The 24904-nt window shown below is 59.5% G+C and carries 24 protein-coding genes and 1 tRNA gene; 15 read left to right on the top strand and 10 right to left on the bottom strand.

Annotation, left to right across the window (positions count from 1 at the left end; genetic code table 11):
* Positions 1-66: 66 nt before the first annotated feature.
* Positions 67-561 (bottom strand): DUF4079 domain-containing protein, encoded by a 495-nt coding sequence (locus NW843_RS11860; protein WP_011429588.1) that lies wholly within the window; start codon positions 559-561, stop codon positions 67-69.
* Positions 562-615: 54 nt separating this feature from the next.
* Here NW843_RS11860 and NW843_RS11855 point away from each other — a divergent pair, with 54 nt between their 5' ends.
* Positions 616-771: a hypothetical protein gene (locus NW843_RS11855; RefSeq protein ID WP_414390993.1), complete on the top strand. Its 156-nt coding sequence runs from the start codon at positions 616-618 to the stop codon at positions 769-771.
* Positions 772-1026: 255 nt separating this feature from the next.
* On the opposite strand, the gene NW843_RS11850 is transcribed toward NW843_RS11855, so the two are convergent.
* The gene (locus NW843_RS11850; protein WP_011429589.1) at positions 1027-1263 is read right to left on the bottom strand and encodes a DUF3148 domain-containing protein; all 237 of its coding nucleotides are present in this window, start codon (positions 1261-1263) and stop codon (positions 1027-1029) included.
* A gap of 510 nt (positions 1264-1773) precedes the next feature.
* Here NW843_RS11850 and NW843_RS11845 point away from each other — a divergent pair.
* The 5 genes from NW843_RS11845 (at position 1774) to NW843_RS11825 (ending at position 5874) form a co-directional block, all read left to right on the top strand.
* Entirely contained in the window at positions 1774-1995 is a 222-nt protein-coding gene (locus NW843_RS11845; RefSeq protein ID WP_414332365.1) for a DUF2949 domain-containing protein, read from the top strand.
* Positions 1976-3058: a nucleoside triphosphate pyrophosphohydrolase gene (gene mazG / locus NW843_RS11840; RefSeq protein ID WP_414523036.1), complete on the top strand. Its 1083-nt coding sequence runs from the start codon at positions 1976-1978 to the stop codon at positions 3056-3058. The genes NW843_RS11845 and mazG overlap by 20 nt, the downstream gene beginning before the upstream one ends.
* 107 nt (positions 3059-3165) lie before the next feature.
* Positions 3166-4212, top strand: coding sequence for an isopenicillin N synthase family dioxygenase (locus NW843_RS11835; RefSeq protein WP_011429593.1), 1047 nt, complete (start codon positions 3166-3168; stop codon positions 4210-4212).
* 103 nt (positions 4213-4315) lie between these two features.
* A complete protein-coding gene (locus tag NW843_RS11830) occupies positions 4316-5275 on the top strand; it encodes a transglutaminase family protein (protein WP_414523035.1) in 960 nt (319 codons plus the stop codon).
* A 92-nt stretch (positions 5276-5367) separates the two neighbouring features.
* Positions 5368-5874 carry a hypothetical protein gene (locus NW843_RS11825; RefSeq protein WP_011434437.1) on the top strand — a complete coding sequence of 169 codons (507 nt, stop codon included), beginning with the start codon at positions 5368-5370 and terminating at the stop codon, positions 5872-5874.
* 9 nt (positions 5875-5883) lie between these two features.
* On the opposite strand, the gene NW843_RS11820 is transcribed toward NW843_RS11825, so the two are convergent.
* Together NW843_RS11820 and frr are read right to left on the bottom strand one after the other, a co-directional pair.
* The gene (locus tag NW843_RS11820) at positions 5884-8610 is read right to left on the bottom strand and encodes a CBS domain-containing protein (RefSeq protein ID WP_414523034.1); all 2727 of its coding nucleotides are present in this window, start codon (positions 8608-8610) and stop codon (positions 5884-5886) included.
* Between the two features lie 231 nt (positions 8611-8841).
* A complete protein-coding gene (frr, locus tag NW843_RS11815) occupies positions 8842-9390 on the bottom strand; it encodes a ribosome recycling factor (protein ID WP_011429597.1) in 549 nt (182 codons plus the stop codon).
* Between the two features lie 238 nt (positions 9391-9628).
* On the opposite strand from frr, the gene NW843_RS11810 reads away from it, so the two are divergent.
* Positions 9629-10207: a hypothetical protein gene (locus NW843_RS11810; protein ID WP_414329036.1), complete on the top strand. Its 579-nt coding sequence runs from the start codon at positions 9629-9631 to the stop codon at positions 10205-10207.
* A 13-nt stretch (positions 10208-10220) separates the two neighbouring features.
* On the opposite strand, the gene recR is transcribed toward NW843_RS11810, so the two are convergent.
* Positions 10221-10820, bottom strand: a complete 600-nt coding sequence (recR, locus tag NW843_RS11805; RefSeq protein ID WP_414399715.1) for a recombination mediator RecR — start codon at positions 10818-10820, stop codon at positions 10221-10223.
* A 35-nt stretch (positions 10821-10855) separates the two neighbouring features.
* Positions 10856-11191: a YbaB/EbfC family nucleoid-associated protein gene (locus tag NW843_RS11800; RefSeq protein ID WP_011434432.1), complete on the bottom strand. Its 336-nt coding sequence runs from the start codon at positions 11189-11191 to the stop codon at positions 10856-10858.
* Positions 11192-11411: 220 nt separating this feature from the next.
* Between NW843_RS11800 and NW843_RS11795 the strand changes: the two genes are divergently transcribed.
* Positions 11412-12308: a carbohydrate ABC transporter permease gene (locus NW843_RS11795; RefSeq protein WP_414351824.1), complete on the top strand. Its 897-nt coding sequence runs from the start codon at positions 11412-11414 to the stop codon at positions 12306-12308.
* 18 nt (positions 12309-12326) lie between these two features.
* On the top strand, positions 12327-13835 hold the full coding sequence (locus NW843_RS11790; protein ID WP_414523033.1) for a UbiD family decarboxylase: 1509 nt from the start codon (positions 12327-12329) through the stop codon (positions 13833-13835).
* On the opposite strand, the gene NW843_RS11785 is transcribed toward NW843_RS11790, so the two are convergent.
* Together NW843_RS11785 and NW843_RS11780 are read right to left on the bottom strand one after the other, a co-directional pair.
* The gene (locus tag NW843_RS11785; protein WP_414424043.1) at positions 13832-15043 is read right to left on the bottom strand and encodes an ABC transporter permease; all 1212 of its coding nucleotides are present in this window, start codon (positions 15041-15043) and stop codon (positions 13832-13834) included. The two genes, NW843_RS11790 and NW843_RS11785, sit on opposite strands and share 4 nt — an antisense overlap.
* Positions 15040-16413, bottom strand: coding sequence for an efflux RND transporter periplasmic adaptor subunit (locus NW843_RS11780; protein ID WP_414523032.1), 1374 nt, complete (start codon positions 16411-16413; stop codon positions 15040-15042). Before NW843_RS11780 ends, NW843_RS11785 begins: the two co-directional genes overlap by 4 nt.
* A gap of 177 nt (positions 16414-16590) precedes the next feature.
* Here NW843_RS11780 and rplS point away from each other — a divergent pair, with 177 nt between their 5' ends.
* The 4 genes from rplS (at position 16591) to NW843_RS11760 (ending at position 18808) form a co-directional block, all read left to right on the top strand.
* On the top strand, positions 16591-16971 hold the full coding sequence (gene rplS / locus NW843_RS11775) for a 50S ribosomal protein L19 (RefSeq protein WP_414351837.1): 381 nt from the start codon (positions 16591-16593) through the stop codon (positions 16969-16971).
* 51 nt (positions 16972-17022) lie between these two features.
* Positions 17023-17095, top strand: a tRNA-Trp gene (locus tag NW843_RS11770).
* Positions 17096-17164: 69 nt separating this feature from the next.
* Entirely contained in the window at positions 17165-17983 is an 819-nt protein-coding gene (locus NW843_RS11765) for a tetratricopeptide repeat protein (RefSeq protein ID WP_414523031.1), read from the top strand.
* 402 nt (positions 17984-18385) lie between these two features.
* Complete coding sequence (locus NW843_RS11760; protein WP_414412641.1) at positions 18386-18808, top strand: hypothetical protein; 423 nt, start codon at positions 18386-18388, stop codon at positions 18806-18808.
* 151 nt (positions 18809-18959) lie between these two features.
* Here the strand turns inward: NW843_RS11760 and pgl are convergent, their stop codons facing one another.
* A complete protein-coding gene (gene pgl, locus NW843_RS11755) occupies positions 18960-19691 on the bottom strand; it encodes a 6-phosphogluconolactonase (protein ID WP_414523030.1) in 732 nt (243 codons plus the stop codon).
* Positions 19692-19777: 86 nt separating this feature from the next.
* Entirely contained in the window at positions 19778-20785 is a 1008-nt protein-coding gene (locus tag NW843_RS11750) for a phosphoribulokinase (RefSeq protein ID WP_414523029.1), read from the bottom strand.
* 343 nt (positions 20786-21128) lie between these two features.
* Here NW843_RS11750 and NW843_RS11745 point away from each other — a divergent pair, with 343 nt between their 5' ends.
* Together NW843_RS11745 and leuS are read left to right on the top strand one after the other, a co-directional pair.
* A complete protein-coding gene (locus NW843_RS11745; RefSeq protein WP_011434421.1) occupies positions 21129-22019 on the top strand; it encodes a ferredoxin--NADP(+) reductase in 891 nt (296 codons plus the stop codon).
* Between the two features lie 83 nt (positions 22020-22102).
* Positions 22103-24808, top strand: coding sequence for a leucine--tRNA ligase (gene leuS, locus NW843_RS11740; RefSeq protein WP_414523028.1), 2706 nt, complete (start codon positions 22103-22105; stop codon positions 24806-24808).
* Positions 24809-24904: the final 96 nt, after the last annotated feature.

The raw sequence follows: 24904 nt of genomic DNA, 5'->3' as shown, positions 1-24904 counted from the left end.
GCCCGCTCCGTACCGCTTAGCGGTCGGAGCCGGGTAGTTTACGGTTGCATGGGTCTTTCGGGGAGATTAAGCCACCTGGGGTGTGGTCAGCATTTGGTTGACGATGCGCTGCACAATCTGAAAGCCGGTCACCGCCTGCCAACCCAAGATCGCCAGGATCACCACGTTTAATAGGACATGCACATTACGCGCCCAGACCTTTTGCCCGTCTTTCATCAGCGGTGCTAGAGCCGCAGAGCTGGCCACCAAGGCCACAATGCCCAACCCAGCCAGCAGGTGAGGCCCAACAAACAGCTTGCCATTGTTCAGGTAGGTAACCCCCATGCCGCCCAGCGCCCCGAACACCATCAACACCAAGAACAGGGATCCGGCGAGGAAATGCCGCTGACCAAACTTCCCTTTGATCAGCTCCTTGCGTTCTTCTGCTGAGGCAGTGCGCACCCGTCGCGCTTGCAGACCCAGGTAAAGGGCATACAGGGCCAGCGCAAATGCCAAAATCATCAGCACAGGATGAAAGAAAGGCAAGGCCAGTTCTAGCCAGCGAGGAAGTTGAATGCTCATAGAGACCGCGGGAAGAAAGAGGAAGATGCCCCCAAATTAACATGAGTTAACCTGATGCGCGGCAGTCTCCAGTCTCAGCGCAGCGGACTGGCACCCTATGGCAGGGTAACCCCCTGCGTCACTTTGTGGCTACGCAACGCTGCCGCGGCCCAGCTTTATCCCAGTCGCCAGCAAGAAAAACTCTTGCACCACTGGGGGCGGATGTGCTGAGCCCTCTACAGCGCGGCGGTGGCAGATCGCAAAACCAGCTACCAAAAGCTGGGCAGTTCTGTCAGCTACTTCGACACCGCTGACGGGAATAAGCAACTGAGCTCGCTGAAGCGTCAGAAGCGGCTAGCCGCGGTTCAGGCTATCGCGAAAGTCCGCCGGCCAGTTGAAGGCTCGCTTCTGCAGAAAGCTGCCAGCTCCCAAAGGTTCTAAAGGCCGGCAAACCCATCCAGCTGGCTCGGAGGAGAGATGGGCGTGTCAGGACAGGGATCCCACCGGCGCGAGATATTTTCCGTCTATGAGAAAGATGCCATTGGCAAACTGCACGCTGTAGGTGCCCAACAGCCGCCGCTGCAGGATCACCCCTTGTTCGTGCAAGCGGATCAAATGGGCCGGGCGCAACATCGGCATTGGGTCAGCCGTTTTTAGGTAAGGAGGCATCTCCACCACTTGAACCGTTGCCCCCACTGGCAGTAAACCCTGGGCTTCAGACATAACGGGAGTCCATGTGGCAAGTGTCTCTAGCTTAGCTGAACGTAGGACGATGTATGCCCAAAACCGAACCCGAGCAGGATGACAGCATTAGGGCAGATCCCAGAGGAGCCGAACAGATTGGATCCCCGAAGAATTGTTGTAAGATTTTTATCAAGCACGAGGATTCAACGAGATAAAAAGGTAACATCTTGCAAGGTGAGTTGGTTTTTCCCACAAAGAAAAAGCAGTCGGCCTTTCGGGGTGCTGCCAACTGATCGCCAATTTGCTACCATACCATGAACTCTTGGTACCCATTTTTTGTGTCCTTGGATACGGAAACCTCATTTGCCGAGGCAATTTAGGGGTTCTCTTGTCCTGGAGCTGTGGGCGCAGCGCTTAGCAAGCTCGCCTTCGGCCTACGCACCAGCCAGATCTTTGCCGAAATTCTGTAGAAGTGTTAAGAATAGTTACATTGGTTTGCTATCTTCTCAGTTTTCATAGTCGTCCTTACTTCAGCGCTGCGAAACGACCATGCTAGATCCCATTCCCCCCCCAGCCCTTGAGGAATATCTCTTGCAAACGGGCATCATCGACCGTTCTCAACTGAGCCTGGCCAAGAAGCTGCAACATCGCCAGCAAGGGCCGTTGCTGATGATTCTTTTGGAGTTGAGTTTCATCGATCTGGAGCAGCTCAGCCGCCTTTTGGATTTGGGCCGCACCTACCCTTTTGACCATGCTGCAAACGCTGGATAGTCTTCAGCCCGACTGGCAACAGGCTCTGGCTCGGTGGTTCGCTGCTGAGCAGGGATCCCTGCTGCTGAAAAGCTGTGGGGGCCAGGATCTGGCGAAGCTGCGCAGTGTTTTGCAACAGATCTGTTCTCCTGTCCAGTCTGTTACGTTGCTAACAGAAGACTTGGAGGTGGTGGCCGGCCCATTGACGCTGCAAAGCTGGGATCCTCAAGCGACGGGCCATTTTGCCCACCTTTATCTGGAGCGTTCCGCCTCTAGCTCACACATGAGTCGTTTGGCGGCTATTGTTGCTCGGTTGCGCGCTCCCGACGGGTGTCCTTGGGATCGGGCCCAAACTCCAGAGTCTCTTACCCCCTACATTCTTGAAGAAGCGTATGAGACGGTAGCTGCCATTCGAGCCGGGGATCCGGCAGCAATTGCCGAAGAGCTGGGGGATTTGTTGTTGCAGGTGGTGTTGCAGTCTCAGATCTTTGCCGAGCAGAACCACTTTGATCTGGAAGCTGTGGCTGCGGGAATTGCCGATAAGCTCATCCGCCGTCACCCCCATGTGTTTGGGGATGCTGTGATGGCAGATCTTCCGGAGTTGCACCGCTCTTGGGAACAGATCAAGCAAAGGGAGCGACCGGATCAAAGCCTTGGCCAAAAACTGCTGCACTATGCCCAAAGTTTGCCTCCCCTAATGGCTGCCCTGAAAATTTCCTGCAAAGTGGTGGGGGCAGGGTTTGAGTGGCCAACGGTGGAGGGGATCTGGGCCAAGATCCGCGAGGAAGAAGCCGAGCTGCGTCGAGAATTGGAGAGGGATCCCCCCGATCCAACTCGCCAGGAAGCCGAACTGGGGGATCTGCTTTTTGCTCTGGTCAACTTGGGCCGTTGGTACGGTTTGGATGCTGCCCAAGCTCTGGCCCAAACCAATCTGCGCTTTGCCCGTCGTTTTTTGCGCATGGAAGAGCTGGCTCAGGAACTGCTGGGATCCACGCCCGGCGGTGGCAAAAGCTCCCTTCTGAAAGGGCGCAGTCTCCAGGAGCTGGAAGTCCTCTGGCAACAGGCCAAGCAAGAATATCCCTAGTTTGGATATGGGGTTGAGCTGGCGCTGGCTTTGAGGGGGTATCCGCCCACACAGTCTTGGGGCAAGTTCTCTTTGTAGGGTAGGAGCTGTTCTGAGCACCTGTCTCTATGTCGGCTATGTCTCCAGTTTCTTCCTTTGAGCAAGCTGGGATCCCTTGTCTGGATTTGACCCCCTTTCGGGAGGGCACGGATCCGCTAGGGGTTGCAAAGGCTTTTGGGGCAGCCTTGGAGGAGGTGGGGTTTGTGGTGATCACAGGGCATGGGATCCCGGAGGCCATCATACAAACAGCCTACGAGAGAGCGAGGGCTTTCTTCGACCTGCCGCTGGAACAAAAAATGGAGGTGGTGACTCCGGATCGCGTCAAAAACCAGGGATACCTGCCGATTGGCATCGAAAGTGTAGCCGCTACCCGTGGGGCAGAGGTTCCCTACGATCTCTGTGAGGCGCTGGTGTTCAATGACCTGTTTCGGGAAGATCCACAACGGCCCCAAGCAGGGGTGGATCCGGATTCGGGCAACCTTTGGCCCACCCATCCAGCAGGACTGCGGGCTGCTCTTCTGGCTTATGATGCGGCTCTGCTTCAGCTCACCCAAACCTTGATGCGCATGGGCGCGTTGGCTTTGGATCTGCCGGAAACCTATTTTCTGCCTTTTATGGAGGGGAAAGGGGGAGTGCTGCGGGCTGTGCATTATCCTGAACAGGAGGTGGAGCCCATCCCGGGACAGCTACGCTATGGGGCTCACTCCGACTACGGTGGCTTCACGATTCTGCGACAGGATGGGGCGCCGGGAGGGCTGCAGGTGTACTCCAAAGCAGGAGAGTGGATTGATGTGCAGGCTGTTCCCAACGCCTTTGTCATCAACGTTGGCGATCTGCTATCCCGTTGGACCAATGACCGTTGGCGCTCCACGTTGCACCGCGTGGTCAATCCACCCCGATCGGCTTTCGGTTCCAGTCGCCGCCTGTCTTTGGTTTACTTTACAGCTCCTCGGGACGATGCTTGGATCGAATGCCTGCCCACATGCCAGAATGCAGCAAATCCCCCTCGCTATGCTCCTGTACAGGCTGGGGAGTACATCCGCTCTAAGCTGGAGGTTTCGATGATTGGGAAGGCAGGGCAAAGCTCTCGGAGATCTCAAACTCGGGATCCCTGAAGTCTAGAGATCTCGGGCAGACGATGCAACCGCTTCTTGGCTTTGATCTGGGAGCAGTTTGGGTTGCCTGATCTCGGTGCTCCTTTGCCTGTGATAAAACTCCTTGCCCGTCATTTGGCCTGTGCAAATTCAGATCCGCCATCTCATCGAATATCGCTACAGTCGTCCAGTCCAACTGGAGCCCCATACGGTGCGATTGCGACCGCGCTGCGACGGGATCCAAACTCTCCTGGCTTTTGAGTTGCAGGTGGATCCGCAGCCGGTGGGCCAATCGGCGCTGGTGGACCTGGAGGGCAACGCGGCGGTTCGGCTCTGGTTTGGGGATCCCACCGAGCACTTGCGCATCCAAACTCAGGCCACGGTGCTCACCCTGCGGCAGAATCCCTTCGACTACCTGCTCTGCGATTGGGCCACCCATCTCCCCATCGACTATCCCAGCACGCTGGCAGCCCAATTACAGCCTTATCTGACGGCTCAGGCGGATCCCGGCATCCAGGCCTTGGCCTGGGAGCTATGGGATCACGTGCAGGGGGAAACGACAGCTTTTCTGCCGGCGCTGAACCAGCGCATCTATTCAGAATGCCGCCACATCTTGCGGGAAAAGGGGGATCCCTGGCCTGCCGGCTTGACCTGGCATCGCAAAACCGGAGCCTGCCGCGATTTGGCCCTGGTGTTCATGGAGGTCTGCCGTACGGTAGGCTTGGCCGCTCGCTTTGTCAGTGGCTACCAAGTCAGCCCCTCACGGCCTTCAGGGGAGAGCAGGGGTGGAGAACCCCCAGAGCCTGTGCGCCGTCATTTGCACGCTTGGGCGGAGGTGTACTTGCCGGGGGCCGGTTGGCGGGGCTTTGATCCCACCCAAGGGTTGGCCGTGGCCGATGGTCATGTGGCTTTGGCGGCCAGCGCTTACCCCAGAGATGCCGCTCCCATTTACGGCCATTGGCTGGGCAAGGGCGTTCACAGCAGTATGAGCTACACCATCCACATCCAGGCGGGATCTTCTGCGCAAAGCCAAGCCCAGCTTGCTGCAGACAGCCTTAGCACTTCACCAAAAGTGCGGAGCTGAAGTTGTAGAGCGTCAACTTGGCCGGATCCCAAAGCGGAAATTTGAGATAGCATAGCCTAGCCAAGATCTAGAGAATCTGCCGAGGGATCCCGTTGACCCAGTCTATTGATGTCCCCACCAGCGTTGATACGTTTTTGCAGGAGTTGGCCGCCATTCAGCAAGTTGGGCCGAAGCGAGTGGCCATCCTGGGCAGCCGTCATGTGCCCATTACCCATCAGTATTTGATCGAGACCCTCAGTTATGCCCTGGCCCTTACCGGCAATCAGATCCTCACCTCTGGGGCCATTGGCACCAACTTGGCCGTCATTCGGGGGGCGATGCGGGCGGACATGAAGTCCTTGACGGTGATCTTGCCGCAGAGTTTGGAGCGACAGCCGGCAGAGTCGCGGGCCAGCCTGGAGCAGGTGCTGCATCTGGTGGAGCATCCGGAAAACGACCATCTTCCCTTGGCGGAGGCCAGCCGCCTGTGCAACCTGGAGATCATCAGCAAGTGCCAGCAGTTGATCTGCTTTGTCTTCCACGACAGCGTCACGCTGCTGGATGCCTGCAAGCATGCTGAGGAACAACACAAGTTGGTCACTCTCTTCTATTTCGACTGATTTGCCCTTCTACTTTCTTCCTCGGTATTGAGCTTGCGGCAGGGGGAAGTGTTCTTGTAGCCAGGCTTCAGCTTCTGCCGGGGTGGTGAGTTCGCCGTTCAGGGTGAGGCAACGCAGTTGCTCCAAAATGGCTTGGAAGGGGCGACCTGGCTTGTAACCCAGACGACGCAGATCGTGGCCGTTGAGGAGCGGCTTCACCCAGTACCACTCCTGCAAGTAGCGCCAGATCAACCGCCGGGCCGGCTTGGGGGCGATCCCAGCCAACAAAATCACCGCCGGGATCCGCAGCCCCTGCAGCAGTTGCACCACCTGGGCCGGAGAGAGGGTGCCGGGATCCAATTGGGCCAACAGGGTTTGGTAATAGGAGGAATGGCTGAGGCGTTCGATGCCTGCTTGGGTAAGGTGGAGTTGGCTGGCCACCTGGGGGGCTTGGGGCAGCGTGAGGAGGAGAGCCTCTAGGCGCAGTTGCCAGATCTCCTGGGATCCCAGCTCAGGATAGCGGCGGCGAAAGTGATAAGCCCAGCGGCCCACCCGTTGCAACCGCCGGCACAGGGAGGGATCCCACTCCAGGTCGGGGTGAATACAGCGCAAAGCTCCCCATTCTGCCAGCCGCTCAAAGGCTTGGGGCCAATCGCGGGATCCGAGAATGTAGGCCAGCTCCTGCTTGAGGCGATCCCCGCCGACGGCATCGTGCAGACCACTGGCCACAGCAGCGCGGATCCATTTTTCTGTGGTCGAGTCCAGGGCGAAGCCCAGGCGCACCGCAAAGCGCACCGCTCGATAAATGCGGGTGGGATCCTCGATGAAGCTGTTGGGGTGTAATGCCCGGATGATCCCCTGTTGCAGATCTGCTTGTCCGCCGAAAAAATCCAGCACCTGTCCTCGCTGGGGGCCGTTGAGGCGCAAGGCCAAGGCGTTGATGGAAAAATCCCGCCGATAGAGGTCTTGCTGGATGGATCCCATGGCCACTTCGGGGGGAGAGGCCGGGTAGGGATAAAACTCCGTGCGGGCGCTGGCGATATCCACACAAAAGCCTCCTGGCCAGATCAAGGCCGCCGTTTGGAATTTGCCGTGGATCTCCAGCCGCGCTTCTGGGAAGTGCTGTTTGAGCGCTTGTCCCAAAATCAAGCCCCAGCCCGGGGGATCCGTCCCATCCAGGGCCGGAGAGTAGGGCCCATCCACCACCAAGTCCAGATCCAGCCGCTCCAGGTTGGGTGAGGGCTGCCGTCCCCACCGGTGCAGCAGCAGATCCCGCACCGTTCCCCCCACCAGATACAACCTCAGGCCCTTCTCATCGGCGATGTGGGCGGCCTGCTCCAGCAACTGTCGATGCCGCTCCGACAGGGCCGCGAAGGTGAGATCCAAAGGGCAGGAAAGGGTGGGCAAAGCCAACTGCGGTGAGAGGGCCGGCAACTCGTGTAGGTGCCGCAACACATCGGTGCGAGTTACAATGCCCACCAACTGTCCATCCTGGAGAACCGGCAGGCGGCCAATATCCCACTGCACCATCAACCGCTGAATCTCCGCCAAGGGGGTGTCGGGGGAGAGGGTTTTCACGTCGGTGGTCATGTAGCCCTTGACGGGGGCATGGCCAAACCCGTGATGCAGGGCGATATCGATATCCCGCCGCGAGATCACCCCCACCAGGCGACCTTGAGCGTCCACCACCACCAGGCCGGAATGGCCGTAGCGCAGCAGCACCCGCTGGGCCTCGTCGATGGTGATCTCCGGTCGGATGGTGCGCACCGGAGCCGACATCAAATCTTTGGCCGTCACCGGGGGCGGGATCCGCTCTTGGACAGCCTGCCTGAGGGCCGCCATGACTTGGGCCGGGTCGGGCAAAGGCTGCTCTGGGCTGGCTTTTAACGTGGCTGCTGCAGCACAATCGTGTCCACCGCCGCCGTAGAGGGCCATCACCCTGCCCAACTGGGCAAACTCCTGCCGCGCCCGCCCGATCAGGCTGAGCCGCTCCCCCTGCCGCGCCACCAAGAGCAGCACATCCACTCCCGTCAGATCCATCAGCCGCATCACCAGGCCGGCCAAGCCGGGCACAAACTCCGGCAGCTCCAGCAGCCATTCTCCCAGGCGATACTCCCCCACCTGCTGCACCTGCATCTGGGCCAACCCCTGGCTGAGCAGCTCGCGCATCTCTGGGGTGAGGCCATCCCCCAAAAAGCGCCGCAACAAGACCAGGTTCACCCCCTGATCCAACAGCCAGCTCAGGGCAGCAGCATCGCGGGCGGTGGTCTCCGGGAAGGTCAGGGATCCCGTATCCATGTGAATGCCCAAAGCCAGCGCCAGCCGCTCAAAAGGGCTGAGAGGGATCCCAGCAGCCTGCAGCCGCTCCACCAGCAAGGTACAGGTGGCCCCCACGGCCTCGATATGACAGTTCACCTGCTGCTGCGGCCAAAAGCCATCCGGTGGGGTTTCCGGATCCCTGAGGTGATGGTCGAAAATCTCGATTTGGGTGCCGGGGACGCTCAACCAAGCGGCAGCTTTTCCCAAGCGATCCGGATCGTGACAATCCACCACAATCCACCGCTGCACCTGTCCCGGATCCACAGAGCGCAGCTCGATGAGGGGAAATTCATCTCGGTACAAGGCCAAAAACTCCTGCACCCCCGGCAGGGATCCCCCGGTCAAGGCAATGCGGGCACCCGGATACAGGCGCGCCGCTCCCACCGCCGCCCCCAGGGTGTCGAAATCCGCCGATTGATGGCACAGGATCAGATCCATTGCGGCAAGAGTTGTCGTTTTCCCCCCTTCCATCCTGGCCTAAGCCGGGATCCCTCTTGTTGGAGTCGGACAAGAAGAAATGAAGGGCTGCTCAACTCCGAGGGGCAAGTGGAAACCTTGAAGTTTCGGGATGAGTGTCGAGTTTTGATCAAAAAATGGGGTCTTTAACCCCGTCCTACGGCTATGCAGAAGCAGGCCAGTAGCGTGGGGAGTTATGTCCACAAGGAGCTTTTACAGCGTCGTCAGCTCCTTTTCTTTTTCTGCCAGCAGCTCATCGATCTTCTTAATGTAGCGGTCAGTTAGTTTCTGGATGGCATCCTGCAAGCTTTTGGACTCATCTTCAGACAGCTCGCCATTTTTCTCTCGCTTGCGCACCGAGTCGATGCCATCCCGCCGGATGTTGCGGATCGAGACTCGCCCCTCTTCGGCCAGCTTGGCCACCTGTTTGCTCAGCTCTTTGCGCCGCTCTTCTGTCAGGGGGGGAATGGTGAGCCGCACCACCTTGCCGTCGTTGCTGGGGGTTAGACCTAGGTCAGAGGCAACAATGGCCCGCTCAATGGCCGCCAGGGTCGAGGGATCAAAGGGCTGGATCAAGAGAGTGCTGGAGTCTGGCGTGGTGAGGCTGGCCAGGGCCTTCAGGGGAGTGGGCACGCCGTAGTACTCCACCTGAATCCGATCCAGCAGGCTGGAATTGGCCCGCCCGGTGCGTACCGTATTAAAGGAGCGCTGTGTGGCTTGCACAGCTTTGTTCATCAACTCCTCAATCTCAGCTAGCTCCACGGGGTTTTCCTCGCTTTCAAAACAGTTTCCAGACAGTCAGGCTTGGGCAGCCAACCTGGCCCCTCTACGGTGAGCCTGACCTCAATTCTACCGCCTTGTCTTAGGATCCCGTTCCCCAAAGCTGCACCTGCAGTCGGCGAATTTCTCGCCAGATGCCCCCCAGTGGGATAGTACGAGCTCAAAGCTTTTCTTAGACTGGTCTGGACTTTACTGCACAATACAGGCACGACGAAGTTTTATGCCCTCTCGTCAAGTTTGTTCTTCAACGGCCCTAGCCTGGCTGATCGGCAGCTTGAGTCTCTTGGGTTTTGGAGCGGCTGCGGCAGCCTTAGAGCTGCAGATTGTGTCCCCCAATGCTTATAAAGTGCCCTACCTGGGAATTGATGGTGTTTTCACTCTGGATACGTCCCTGGAACAATCGGCCAACGATCCGCGCAATCCAAAGCGGGTGAAGTTCGAGAAGATGGAGTTCTTCTCCTTCTACGCCGATCTGGAGGGGAAAAAGCCCCTGGCGGAAAATTGTCGCTACGCCTATCGGGGGGCTGCGCCGGATCCCTTCTACTACCCTGAGCGCTCCTTAAGTTCCATCTGGGATTTGTTTCAGTTGCAGCCTGGAGCAGACGCCAGTTGCGAGACCTTCACCTATGTGATTCTGCGGGCACCCCACGGGGATCCGGTGCACATGCACCTGCGCTACGGAGGCCGCAACAGCAGCTTCCAGGAACTTCTGAACATCAGCACTCTGCCGGAGGATCCTGCCAACTTCAACCCCTGGTGGAGCACCTACTGCGCGGAGGGGGTAACCGGCTGCGATTGATGGGCTGGGCGGCTCACAACTCCTGCCGGGCTTCCAAGGCACGGGCCAGGGTGACCTCGTCGGCGTATTCCAGCTCGGATCCCATGGGCAGGCCGAAGGCCAGGCGGGTCATGCGCAAGGTGGGGGCAACTGGCTTCAGGTAATCCTTGACCACGTGCATGGTCACCTCTCCCTCTACACTGGGGCTGAGGGCGAAGATCAGCTCCTGCGGTTTTTCCCGTGCCACCCGAGCCACCAGCTCGCGGATGTGCAGTTGATCGACCCCGATCCCGTTCATGGGGGAGATGAGGCCACCCAAAACGTGGTAAAGCCCCTTGAACTCGCGGGTGCGCTCCATCGCAATCAAGTCTTTGACGTCGGCCACCACGCACCACAGCAAGGGATCCCGCTGTGGCGAACGGCAAATCTCACAGGGATCCTCCGCTGACCAGTTGAAGCAGATGGAACAGTGCCGAACCGTCTGCTTGGCTTCCAGCAGGGCTTTGGCCAGGGCCTCGATCTCGCCGGCAGGCCGGTTGATCAAGTGGAGAGCTAGGCGCTGAGCGGTTTTGGAGCCAATGCCGGGCAGCCGTTGCAGCTCTTCGATGAGGCGAGCCAAGGGGCGAGTGTACATACAGAGTTAAGCAAGCGGGGTTAAGCAAGTGGGGCTCAACCCAGTCCCAACCCCGGCAGACTGATGTTTCCGGTCAGCTCTTCCATGCGTTTGCGCATCGTCTCAGCAGATTGGGTGTAGGCGTTCACCATTGCTGTCAGGAGCAAGTCTTCTACCACATCCACCGACTCCTGGAGCACTTGGGGATCCAGAGAGACTTTGAGAGGTTCTTGGTTGCCGTTGACCGTCACTTTCACCAGCCCATTGCCGGCTTCGCCGACGATCTCCATCTCCTCTAGCTCTTTTTGCAGCCTTTGGGCGCCATCGCGCACCTCTTGGGCTTTCTTGAGCGCTTCTTGGATTTTGCCGAAGGGGCCAAAGCCTCGAGTCATGGGATCCTCTCTTGGGTTATCCAGATACTGCTGTTCTACTCTACCCGTTTCCCCATCGCCGGTGAAAGCACTCGCAAGTCTGGGCAGAGGTGCTTGCACCGCTAACGCGACCGGTCTTCCTTAGGTTGCCCTTAACTCTGGCAGATTATCCTCACAAGAGAAGCCGAAGATCGACCCAGAAACTCCATCTGCTCATCAGCGTTTGCTGTCCGGAGGTGCCATGGCCCAACTGTTGCAGGATCCCCGATCTCAAGTAGCCCAGCCCAGTTCAACTCGGGTGGAGCCTTCTCCCTGGCGTTGGCGGCGCTGGATCCCGGAGCGTTGGTATGTGCATTTGGGCCTGGTGCTGGCCTGCTTGGTTCTGGGATTTCCGGTGTTGTATGCCCTGATCGTGAGCACCCAGAACAATGCCGAGGTGTTCCGCTATCAATTGACCTTTGGCTCCTCTTTTGCCTTCAACTGGCATCAGGTGATGGTGGCGCGGCACTTGGGCCACTACATGGTCAACAGCACCATCGTGGCGGTGGCGATCACCGTGGGCAAGACGGTTTTGTCGCTGCTAGCCGGGCTGGCCTTTGTGTACTTCCGCTTTCCGGGCAAAGGGCTGGCCTTTGGCTTTGTGCTGATCACGCTGATGATGCCCACAGAAATCTTGATCATTGCCCTGCTGCGGTTGGTCACCAACTTGGGCTGGGGATCCACCTACTACGCTTTAATCGTGCCCTTTCTGGCCAGCGCCACGGCCACGTTTTTGTTCCGCCAGCATTTTTCCAACATTCCCCGCGAGCTGGCGGAGGCGGCCCAACTGGACGGGGCCAACCCGCTGCAATTTCTCACCCAGGTGCTGATCCCCTTGAGCTGGAACGCCATCGGGGCGCAGGCGGTGATTCACTTCGTTTACGCTTGGAATATGTACCTGTGGCCCCGCTTGATCGTGCAAGGCCGAGAGCGACAAGTGGTGCAGGTGGGGCTGCAATCCCTGCTCAATCTGGATAGCTCGGCCTCCTATGGCCCCATGATGCTGGGAGCGATCATCGCCAGTATCCCGCCGCTGCTGGTGTTTATTGCGCTGCAGAAGCCCTTCATGAGCGGGTTAGCCCTCAATCGCGACAAGTAAGCCCTTAGGTTCCCTTTCATGCCCAGAGATCTACGCCGTTTTATTGCTCTGCTGGAATCCCGTGGTCAGCTCCGCCGCATTTCGGCAGAAGTGGATCCCGATCTGGAAATTGCCGAGATTGCCAATCGCCTCTTGGCCTGCGGGGGGCCGGCGCTGCTGTTTGAGCGGGTGAAGGGATCCTCAATGCCGCTGCTCATCAACACCCTGGGCACGGTGGAGCGCATTTGCTGGGCGATGGGGATGGAGCAGCCGCAGGAGCTGGAGACCTTGGGGAAAAAATTGGCCTTGCTCTACCAGCCACGGCCCCCCAAAACCTTTGCCCAGGCGGTGGAGTTGGGACAAGCTCTGTTTAGCGTACTCAAAGCTAAACCCAGCCGGGATCTGATCCCTCCCTGTCAGCAGGTGGTGCGGCGGGGAGAGGAAGTGGATCTCACCCAATTGCCCCTGTTGCGGGTCTACCCCGGCGATGCCGGACGGGTGCTGACCTTGGGCCTGATGGTCACCAAAGACCCGGAAAACGGGATCCCCAACGTGGGGGTGTACCGCCTGCAGTTGCAAAGCCGCACCACCATGACGGTGCAATGGCTGTCGGTGCGGGGGGCGACTCGGCATCTGCGCAAAGCGGCGGCCCTGGGCCAAAAGTTGGAGGTGGCGGTGGCGGTGGGGGTGGATCCGGTGGTGATTCTGGCGGCGGCCACACCCCTGCCGGTGGATCTGTCGGAGTGGCTGTTTGCCGGTCTCTACGCCGGAGAAGGGTTGCACCTGGCCCAGTGCAAAACGGTGGATCTGCAGGTGCCGGCCCATGCTGAGATCGTTTTGGAGGGCACCATCACCCCTGGGGAAGTGGCCCCCGACGGGCCTGCCGGGGATCACATCGGCTACTATGGCCCCCGCAACGAGCAGGCCCCTCTGATTCGCTTCCACTGCTTGACCCACCGCCGGGATCCCATCTATCTCACCACCTTCAGCGGCAAGCCCCCCAAAGAAAACGACATGATGGCGCTGGCCCTGAACCGCATCTACACCCCCATCCTCAGGCAGCAGGTGCCGGAGATTGTAGATTTCTTTTTGCCGATGGAGGCGCTGGGCTACAAAGCAGCCATCCTCTCCATCGACAAGGCCTACCCTGGCCAGGCGCGGCGGGCGGCTTTGGCTTTTTGGAGCGCCCTGCCCCAATTTAGCTACACCAAGTTTGTGATCGTGGTGGACAAGGATATCAATGTGCGAGATCCACGGCAGGTGCTCTGGTGTCTGTGTTCGCGGGTGGATCCGCAGCGGGATGTGTTTATTCTGGCGGACAACCCCTTTGACACCTTGGACTTTGCCACCGAAAAACGGGGTCTGGGGGGCAAGATGGGCATTGATGCCACCACCAAGATCCCCCCGGAAACCGATGCTCCCTGGCGGGAGCCCCTTGCTCCAGATCCAGAGGTGGCCCGCTTGGTGGATCGCCGCTGGGCAGAATATGGCCTGGCGGATCTCGATGGGCAGCCGGCGGATCCCCGCCTGTTTGGATACGAGCTCTAAGCCCGCAGGGCCTCAATGGGATCCAGTTGCGCCGCTTTGCGGGCCGGGAAAATGCCGAAGACCAGCCCAATCCCAGTGGAAAGGGAGAACGCCACTCCCACTGCCACCCCATCGACTTGGGTGGCCAAGGGGGTGAACACCTGCACCGCCACCAGCAGGCCGCTGCTGAGGAGGATCCCGAGCACCCCCCCGGTCACGGCAATGAAAATCGCTTCGGCGGCAAATTGCTGCAAAATCTGGCGGCTATCGGCCCCGATCGCCTTGCGCAGCCCGATCTCATGGGTGCGTTCCGCAACCGAGATAAGCATCACATTCATGATCCCCACCCCTCCCACCAGCAGGGAGAGGGCCGCCGTGCCCGTCAGCAGCACCCGCAGCAGGCTCAAAATCCTGGCCGACCCATCCAGGAGCACCTTTTGGTTGCGGATGATGAAGTCATCTTCTCCCACCAATTGGTGCCGCTGGCGCAGCAGGTTGCGGATTTGGAACTCGGCAGCAGGCAGATCGGCTTCAGAGCGGGCCGAGACGAAAATCGCCGTCAGCTCTGTGCCGTAGGGGGAACGCCGCCCGACCAACCGATTGGCCACCACGTCCACCGGCAGAAACACTCCGGCATCGCTGTTGCCAAACACCGTCGGCTTCGAGCGCAAAGTGCCGATCACCTCGAAGGGCAAGTTGTTCAGTAGGACGGTCTCCCCAATGGCAGCGGCAGGGTCCAGGCCGAACAACTGGCTGGCGGCATCGCTGCCCAGCACCACCACCGGGCGCTGTTCCTCGATGTCGGAGGGCAAGAGAAAGCGGCCTGCCTCGATCTCCAGGTTCAAGACCGACAAGTACTCCGGCCAAGTGCCGGTGGCCTCATAGCGGCGATCCACTCCACCTCGCACCGCGCGCACATTGGTGCCCAGGCTGGGGACGGCTGCTGACACGGCAGGCACTTCCGCAGCAATGGCTCGCACATCCTCCAAAGTGAGGGGGCGGATGTTGCCGGCATCGACCAGGCCCAAGTTGGCCGAAAAGACGATCAGCAAGTTGGTGCCCAGAGAGCGAAATTGATCCACCGCCATCTCTTGGGCGGCGTAGCCAAATCCGGCAATGGCCACCACCGCCGCATTGCCGATGAGGATCCCGAGCATGCTCAACCCCGTGCGCAGGCGATGCCGTCGCACCATTTGCCAGGCCATTTTGGCCGCCGTTGCCAGGCTCATGGCTGTTGCTCCGCTCTTTTAATCAAAGTCTCTAGGTTCACCCCAGGAGGCAGGGCAGTAAAGACCCGATCCCCTGCCTGCAGACCAGAGAGGATTTGGGTAACTCCACCCTGAGTGATGCCCGTTTCCACGCGGCGATAGACAGGTTGCCGGCTTTGGGGATCCAGCAGGAGCACGCCTTCCTGGCTTTCCTCCCGGAGGATAGCCACTGAGGGCACCGTCAGAGCCTGAGGCTGGGGATCCCCAATGAAATCCACCGAAACAGTCATGCCGGTGCGCAAAAAGTCGGCCCCAGGCTCCGGTTCAACGAAGACCCGAAAGACGGTTACCTCTCGCACCACCACCGTAGCGGGTGCAATCCGCTTCACCCGCCCCTGCACCAGGCGGTCGGGGTAGGCCAGGGAGCGGATCTCCACCGGCTGACCCACCCGCACCTGGGCAATCTGGGCTTCTGGCACTTCTGCCCGCACCTCAATTCCCTGAGCCAGCGCCAAAATGGAACTGGAAGAAGCTGCGGTGGCATCGGAAGCTGCTGTTGTGGGAGCTACAAAGGATCCCACCTCGGCAAAGCGCTGCACCACCACACCGGAAAAGGGGGCGCGGACTTCGGTGTCAGCCAACCGGGATTGCCGTTGGGCCAGCTCGGCTTGTGCCTGGGCAATTTGGGCTTGAATTTGCTGTAGGGTTTCCGGGCGGCTCCCCAGTTGCAATCGCTCCAGCTCCTGTTGGGCAGCTCGTAAATCCGCTTGTGCTTGTTCCAGGCGGGCCGAGCGTTGATCCAGCTCGCTGCGGGCTATCACCCCCGCCTGCACCAGGGCCTGAATGCGCTCCAACTCCCTCTGGGCCAAGTCCACCTGCGACCGGGCAGCATCCACCCTGGCCTGGGCCGCCGCGATCACCTGGGGGCGCTCTCCGGCCTGTTGCTCCGCTAGACGGGCTTGCAGCTCTTGAATGCGGGCTTGGGCTTGGCGAATGCCACTGGCGAGATCGCCGTAGTCCATCCGGGCCAATAACTGCCCTGCCACCACTTCATCTCCCTGATCCACCAACAGTTCCGCCAGGCGACCCGACTCGCGAGGGCTGACATTCACCTGGCGGAGCGGCTGCACCTGGCCGCTCACCCGCAGGCGTTGGGTCAGATCCACCACTTGAACCGGTACCGTCAATCTTTCCAGCCGTTCTGCCCTCTGCTGCTGCAGCTGACGCTGGATCAGGAGACCGCTGCCCCCTAGGCCAGCCAACAGCAAGCCCAAGAGCATCCAACCGAAGGGAAATCTCTTGGGGCGGGGTTTGCTCTGGGGCAGAGGCTGATCTGCAGGCCTGGGAGTAGACAGGGATCCCGTCTTGGGCTCATCGGTGTGCAGGATCACAAAAGTCTCCCGTTTGTAACAAAAGCTTTATCTTTGTCTAGCCTATTGGAAAAATGGGGGAAGCGTAAACACAGTCTCCCGCCTCTTGAGGTCTATTCGGCCAGCTCTGTACAAAAAACAGGGACGATTGCTACGATGATTGACTGCCGGTAGCGCGGGAAAGCCATGAACGTTCGCATCAACGCTGAGGAGATCATCCGCTCCATTGAAGCTGCCCAGATGAAGTCGGATCTGCCGGAGATTCGGGTTGGCGATCAGGTACGGGTGGGAGTTCGCATCCAAGAGGGGGGCAAGGAGCGGGTACAAGCCTTTGAGGGCACGGTCATTGCCATGCGCCACTCCGGTATCAACCGCACCATTACGGTGCGCAAGGTTTTCCAAGGGATCGGTGTGGAGCGGGTTTTCCTCATTCACTCCCCGCGCATCGAGTCGATTCAGGTGCTGCGGCGGGGTAAAGTGCGTCGGGCCAAGCTGTTCTATTTGCGGGATCGGGTGGGCAAAGCCACTCGTATCAAGGCCAAGACAGAGAGTGCGGATAGCAAGGAACAGCTTCTTTGAAAGGTGGGTGTACCTGCTACACTGGGTAAGCGGGTGTGACCCTAGGCCAATGCGTCCTTAGTTCAGTTGGTAGAACGTCGGTCTCCAAAACCGGATGTCGGGGGTTCGAGTCCTCCAGGGCGCGCTAACCATCAGACCCCCTGCGGCGATGGCTTAAGGTGGAAACACCCCATCTGAGGTGGTTTTGGCGGCCATGAAGTCTGTCTCCAATGTCCTCTCGGCTCTGTTGCTGGGGCTGCTGCTTTGGTTGGGGATCCCTATCTGGCCTGGATCGGGTGTGGTGGCAACGGCAGCGAGCAACAGGGTAGATCACGAGATCGATCGACTGTTTGAGGAGGCCTTTGCGGCTACTCAGAGGGGAGATTTTGCCCAGGCGGAAGCCCTGTGGACTCAACTGTTGCAGATCCAGCCTGATAATCCAGCCCTGTGGAGCAACCGGGGCAATGCCCGTGTCAGCTTGCACCAACTGCAGGCAGCTCTGGAGGATTATGCTGAGGCCATTCGTTTGGCCCCTGAGGCGCCGGATCCCTATCTAAATCGAGGAACTGCTCTGGAGGGGCTGGGGCGGTGGCAGGAGGCGATTGCAGACTACGAACGAGTGTTGCAGTTGGATCCCAACGATGCGGCAGCCTACAACAACCGTGGCAATGCGGAAGCAGGGCTGGGCCAATGGCAACAGGCCTTGGCTGACTACCGCCGCGCTACAGAACTGGCTCCCGACTACGCCTTCGCTCAGGCCAACTATGCTCTGAGCCTCTACCAGGTGGGTGAAACAGAAGCTGCTCTGCGCTTGATGCGGGCTCTGGTGCGCAAGTACCCGAAGTTTCCAGATATGCGGGCTGCTCTCAGTGCCATCCTTTGGGCGCAGGGTCGGCAAGGAGAGGCCGAAAGTCATTGGGTGGCTGTGCAAGGGCTGGATCCCCGCTACGCCGACCTGGAATGGGTGAAAACCGTCCGCCGTTGGCCACCGGCAATGGTGGCAGCTCTGGAGCGTTTCCTTTCTCTCAAGTAGTGAGGCTTACGATTGCGGCGGAGGCACTCTGGGTCTTGACTCTGCGCATTGACGAAACAGTTGCTGGGGATCCCCGCAGCTAGAGCCTCAGGTTACATCCTGGCTGGGGGTATGGAGATTGCTAGATTGGGATCAAGCCGAGGGCGGATTCCGGCAGCAGGCTTAACCCAGAGCCAAGAGAGCGCAGAGGGATCCCAAAGGCTTTCAGCGAGCTGTGAAAAAAACTGTGTAAGGGATTGCTTCCTGCGACACCTTTTCGCCTTCTTCTTCGTCTGTTTCAGTCCTATCGCGGCGCGTGGTATCAACGTGAGTGCAATGGCTTGTTTCTCTCGCTCTTCTTCCTTCTTCCCTGATGGGAGAGGGAGGCTGCGAAATCACTGGAGCTGGGCAGGGCTGTTGCTCGTGGTTCTGCAGCTTGGGCAACCCGCCGTGGCTCAGACGGAAACCCGAGTTTGGAGCGGAACCGGCCAAATTTTGAGCGGCCAGGGGCAGGGGGCGACGGTGCAATTGATCTTGGAAACGGGTGGCGGGCGTATCTGGAGCCAATCGGGGCCGGCTTTGGATGCACCCTTTTCCGGCGGCCATATTTCGGTAACCAGCGGCGATGGCACTTGGCAAATTCAATCGCAAGGGGATCAGTTGTTGGTTACCTTTTACCGCGGCGAGCAGATCATCCGCTGGCAACTGCGGCCCATGGGCGAGATCCCCAGCTCTTCTCCTTCTGCGCCATCCAGCTCCCTGAGCAGTGACTCCGCCCAGCCCGTAGCGCTGCCCGTCCAAGAGCTGGTGATTCCAGTACTGAAGAATTTGCCCGGTACCCCCTGAGGGATCCCTGCCCCGCCGGTTCTCGACCCATGAAACCTGGTGCGTTGGCCGCTGGGGCTATCAAACCTGTGGCCACTGGAATGGGCTGGGATGATTTTGGGGGCGGTGGGCCTGGGGATCCTATCCCATCGGCAGTTAGCCCGCCTGTTGTTTAGCTGAGCAGCGGGACACAGGGCAGGGGCAGTTGAGCCGCTGCCGCCGCATCCAGCAACCACAGCAGCCGTCCTCTGGGGTTTACGCGCTGGCAGGGTAGGTGGGCCTCGGTGGTCAGCGCCTCTTTCACGATGGGGGCTTTGTTCGCTCCGGTTACCAGGAACACCACCTGGGCTGCCTGATTGAGGACGGGATAGGTCAAGGTTAGACGCGGCTCCTGCCCTTTTTGCCCCACCGTCACCCAGCGGTGCTGCACCTGCAGAGCGGCGGTGTCGGGAAACAAGGAAGCTGTGTGGCCGTCTTCCCCCACCCCCAGCCATACCAGGTCGAGAGAAGGGCACTCTGGACCGAAAATCTGCCGTAGGGTGGCCTCGTATTCGGCAGCATCGCGAAGGGGATCCCCCGCTTGGGTGGGCATAGGGAAAACTTGAGCCGCCGGGATCCCGATCTGCTGCAGCAGGGTTTCTCGTACCATACGGTAGTTGCTCTCAGGGTGATCCGGGGGAACATAGCGCTCGTCTCCCCAGAACAGCCAGGTTTGTTGCCAAGGGATCCCTGGGGTTTGGGCCAGGGCAGCATACAGCTTCTTGGGGGTGCTTCCCCCGGCCAAGACCACCGTAAAGCGTCCCCGCTCGCGAATGGCAGCGGCTGACCGACCTTGCCAAATCTCGATGGCCCGTTGGATTAAGACGGGGCCCTCCGGAAAGATCTCCAACTGGAATCCCTGCATACACCGAAGCCCTACTGCCGACCTATGCTGGGTCAGCCGACCTGCACCAACACTTTACCGAAGGGATCCTCTAAGCGGGGCAAACACTAGGAAGCCACCGCCAGCTCTTTGGCTTCTGCCCGAATTTGCTCGTAAAGGGCGCGCAGCTTCAGGCCCACGATGACCTGGATCAGGCCAGAGCCATTGCGGGATCCCGGGTATTCCGAGTGCTTGCGCAACAGTTCCGTCAGCTCGCCATAGTAGCGGGTGGACAGGTTGCTCAGGTGGTTCTCGATGTAGATGACCTCTTCCAGCTTGTCGAAGGTGCCGTCGATCTCCAGAATCGAGACTGGGTGATCGAAGTAGGTGGAAGGGCCGTAGTGAAGGCGGATCCCTGGGTAGGAACAGGTCAGCTTTTTGCCGCAGGGGATCCAATCAATGGTGGAGCCTTCGTCAAAGAGATAAACATGGTCGAAGTACTTCACCCCTTCCCGCTGGATCAGCCGCACCCGCAGTACTTTGTGCTCTGGATCCAGCTCCGGCAACAACTGGGTAGGCAAAACCTCAATGACGGCATCGGCGTACTGCTTCTGCACATCGACATAGGCTTCAAAGTCCGGGCGGCGAGCCTCGATTGAGCGCAACACATCTTCGTAGGTGTGGCCCCGCTCCGCCATGTCCCGCTTCACTTTCCAAGCAATCTTGATCTCTGGGGCCAGATCCAAGTACACCTTGAAGTCCAGCAGCTGGCGCACCCGCTCGTCATACATGGGATGCAGCCCCTCCAGGACGATGATGCGGTTGGGCTCCACCAGCTCCGGTGGGTCAATCAGCCCCGTCTCGTGGTTGTAGATGGGCTTCATCACGCTTTGGCCGTTCTTGAGCGCCTTGGCCTGCTCGTACATCAGGTCGAAGTTGTTGGCGCGGGGATCCAGCGCCGTGATGCCCTTCTCTTTGCGCTGGTAGCGATCCAAGGAGTGATAGTCATCCAGACAGATGGTGGTAATCAGATCCCGGCCAAATAGATCCCCCAGCCGGCGTAAAAAGGTGGACTTGCCACAGCCAGAATCTCCGGCGACACCAATCATCACAACACGATCAGGACTGCTTGCCATGGGAACTCCTTGGGGACGGGCAGGGCAAAACTGAGAAAAAGGCTCTAAAAAGTTACCAACTGTTACGGCCTTGCATGATACCAAATGAAGCCGTTACCTCACAACCCGCTTGTGGGCCAGAGAGGTGGGCACCCTAAGCAACAATTTAACAAAAAATCCATATTTTTGGCCGATGAGCTTGGCCGGGATTATTTTTCCGGGGTTGCCGCTCTCAGGACGGCCTGGGGGGCTGGCGAAGGTCGTCTGCTGTTCTTCTGGCAAGTTCCGTTTGAGCAGCCGGGCTGCTATGGTGTTTGCTATCTGTAAACTCATTTCCTCCCAGAGCCAGGAGCAGATCACGGTTATGGTTGCCAGCGCAGAAAAGCGAGAGGTTGTCGTCAATCTGTATCGTCCCAACGCCCCCTTGATCGGCCACTGCGTGGAGACCTACTCCATTGTCGGTGAAGGAGCACCCGGACTGACCAAGCACATTGTGCTCAGCTTGCCGGATCCCAACTACCGCTACCTAGAAGGGCAAAGCGTTGGCATTATCCCTCCTGGCGAAGATGCCAAGGGCAAGCCCCACAAGCCCCGCCTCTACTCGATTGCTTCCACCCGCTTTGGCGATGATGGCGAGGGGCGCACCGTCTCTTTGAGCGTGAAGCGGGCTGAATATGTCGATAGAGAGACAGGCCAGCCGGGGGTGGGGGTCTGCTCCGGCTTCCTCACCGATTTGAAGGCAGGCGACGAGGTGATGATCACGGGGCCATCGGGGAAAACCTTCCTACTGCCCGAAGATGAGAACGCCAACCTGATTTTGATCGCCACCGGCACCGGCATTGCTCCTTTTCGCGCTTTCATCAAGCACCTGTTTGAAGAGGATCCCAACTATCAGGGCAAGATCTGGCTGTTCTTTGGGGTGCCCACCACCTCCACCTTGCTCTACCACGGGGATCTGGAGGCTTGGAAAGCCCAGTACGGGGATCGCTTCCGCGTCGATTACGCCATCAGCCGCGAGCAACAGACCCCCGATGGCAAGAAAATGTACGTGCAAAACCGCATGGCCGAGTACGGCGCCGAGCTGTGGGAGATGCTGCAACAGCCCAACACCTACACCTACATCTGCGGCCTCAAGGGGATGGAGGACGGGATCAACAACGTCATGGGGCCTTTGGCCGAACAAGCCGGTCAGGATTGGAGCAAGTTCCAGAAGGAACTGAAGAAAGCAGACAGGTGGCACGAAGAAACCTACTGATCTCTGCTTGTGATCCCTGCTTGTCGGTTTGTCAGCGCCAATAGGGATCCCGTTCCTTGCTTGAGAGCACTGGCGTGGGGAGTATGTCAAAATGCTTCTATCTCCCAGCGTATGCGCTTTTTTCCCAGGAGCATCGAACCGTGGACGCGCGCTACAATCCCCAGGCCATCGAGAGCAAGTGGCAGGCCCACTGGCGTGAAATTGGGCTGGATCGCACCCCAGAGCTGAAGGACGGGAGCCGCAAATTTTATGCCCTGTCTATGTTCCCCTACCCCAGCGGCAACCTGCACATGGGGCATGTGCGCAATTACACCATCACCGATGTAATTGCCCGCCACAAGCGAATGCAGGGGTACGCAGTGCTGCACCCGATGGGCTGGGATGCCTTTGGCCTGCCGGCGGAGAATGCCGCCATCGACCGGGGGATCCCACCGGCCAAGTGGACCTACCAAAACATTGCCCAGATGCGGGATCAGTTGCAGCGGTTGGGCCTGTCCTACGACTGGGAGCGGGAGATCACCACCTGCGCCCCCGACTACTACAAGTGGACGCAGTGGCTCTTCCTGCAATTTTTCAAGGCCGGCCTGGCCTACCAGAAGGAAGCGCCAGTGAACTGGGATCCGGTGGATCAGACGGTGTTGGCCAACGAGCAGGTGGATGCGGAGGGGCGTTCCTGGAGATCCGGCGCCCTGGTGGAAAAGCGCATGCTCAAGCAGTGGTTTTTCAAAATCACCGCCTATGCCGACCAACTGCTGGCGGATCTGGAAAAGCTCTCCGGCTGGCCGGAGCGGGTGCGCACCATGCAGGAGAACTGGATCGGCCAATCGGTGGGGGCTAAGGTGATTTTCAAAACCGAGGCAGGGGACGAGCTGGCAGTGTTCACCACCCGGCCCGATACCCTCTGGGGGGCCACCTTCATGGTGATGTCGCCGGAGCACCCCTTGGTGGACAAGCTCACCACTGCCGAGCAACTGCAGGCCGTCAGAGCCTATCAAGCCCAGGCCGCTGCCCGCAGCGAGATCGAGCGCAGCGCCGAAGACCGGGAAAAAACGGGGGTTTGGACGGGATCCTACGCCATCAACCCCGTCAACCAAGAGCGAATCCCCATCTGGATTGCCGACTATGTGCTGATGGGCTACGGTACGGGGGCCATCATGGCCGTGCCCGCCCACGACCAACGGGACTTCGAGTTTGCCCGCAAGTTTGGCCTGCCCATCAAGCGGGTGGTGCAGCCGCCAGAGGGTTCTTTATCCTCGACGGATCGCGCCAGCGGGACGGAGTCCTCAGAACTGCAGGCTGCCTGGACGGGGGAAGGGGTGATGATCAACTCTGGCCCCCTAGACGGGATCCCGGTGGGCAAAGGCCCAGGGCAAAGCGTGGAAAGAGCCATCGCCTGGCTGGAAGCCCAGGGGCTGGGGGAAAAGCAGATCAACTACCGCCTGCGGGATTGGCTGATCTCGCGGCAGCGCTACTGGGGTTGTCCCATCCCGGTGATCCATTGTCCCCACTGTGGCATTGTGCCGGTGCCGGAGGAGGATCTGCCGGTGCTCTTGCCGGAGGAGGTGGAGCTGACGGGGCGAGGGGGATCCCCGTTGGCCCAGTTGGAGGACTGGGTGAAGGTGAAGTGCCCCACCTGTGGCGCGGAAGCCCGCCGGGAAACCGATACCATGGACACCTTTGTCTGCTCGTCGTGGTACTTCCTGCGCTTTAGCGATGCCCGCAACGACCGAGAGATCTTCCGCAAAGACCAGGTGAACGCCTGGCTGCCGGTGGATCAGTATGTGGGTGGCATTGAGCACGCCATCCTGCACCTGCTCTATTCCCGCTTTTTTACCAAGGTGTTGCGGGATCGGGGGCTGCTGGATTTTGACGAGCCGTTCTCGCGTCTGCTCACCCAGGGGATGGTGCAAGGGCGCACCTACTACAACCCCAACAAGTCCGGCAAGGATCGCTGGATCCCGGCAGCTCTGGTGAAGGATCCCGACAACCCCACAGATCCGGAGACCGGCGAACCCCTGGAAGTGATCTATGCCACCATGTCCAAATCCAAGGGCAACGGCGTGGATCCCGAGGAGGTGCTGGCCCACTACGGGGCGGATACGGCCCGCATGTTTATCCTCTTCAAGGCCCCGCCGGAGAAGGATCTGGAGTGGGACGATGCCGACGTGGAAGGGCAATTTCGCTTTCTCAACCGCGTCTGGCGGCAGGTGTACGAGTTTGTCGTTCGCGGTAGCGGGACGGAGTCCTTGCAGAGCGGGGCCCCAGAGCTGTTGCCGGCCAAGGTCGAGGTGGGATCCCTGACCAAGGCGGAAAAAGATCTGCGCCGGGCCATCCACACCGCCATCAAGGAAGTCAGCGAAGATCTGGAAAACGATTATCAATTCAACACTGCCATTGCCGAGCTGATGAAGCTGAGCAATGCTCTGGGGGAGGCCGGGATCCCGGATTCGCCGGTTTATGCAGAGGGGATCCGCACGCTGGTGTTGCTGATGGCGCCTTTTGCCCCCCATATTGCGGAGGAGCTGTGGCAGGCGCTGGGGGGCGCAGACTCGGTGCATCGGCAGTCTTGGCCCAGCTATGACCCGGCAGCGCTGGTGGCCGACACGGTGACCATTGTGATTCAGGTGAACGGCAAATTGCGCGGCTCGTTTGAGGCCCCTGCCGAGGTAACGCCGGAGGAGCAGGAACAGTTGGCCCTTCGGTCAGAAGCAGCGCAGAAATACCTGGAGGGGGCAACACCCAAAAAAGTGGTGGTGGTGCCGAAAAAGCTGGTTAACTTTGTCCTCTAACGGCGGGCCTGGCCAAAATGTTCCGCACTGCTGACACGAACGGGATCGGGGCTTTCACCAAATTTTCGGGCTGGAGGCCCGCACCATAGCCGCAGG

The sequence above is a fragment of the Synechococcus sp. R5-12 genome (genome assembly GCF_047502655.1).
Classification (GTDB): domain Bacteria; phylum Cyanobacteriota; class Cyanobacteriia; order Thermostichales; family Thermostichaceae; genus Thermostichus.
This window is presented reverse-complemented; position numbering and strand designations above follow the sequence as displayed.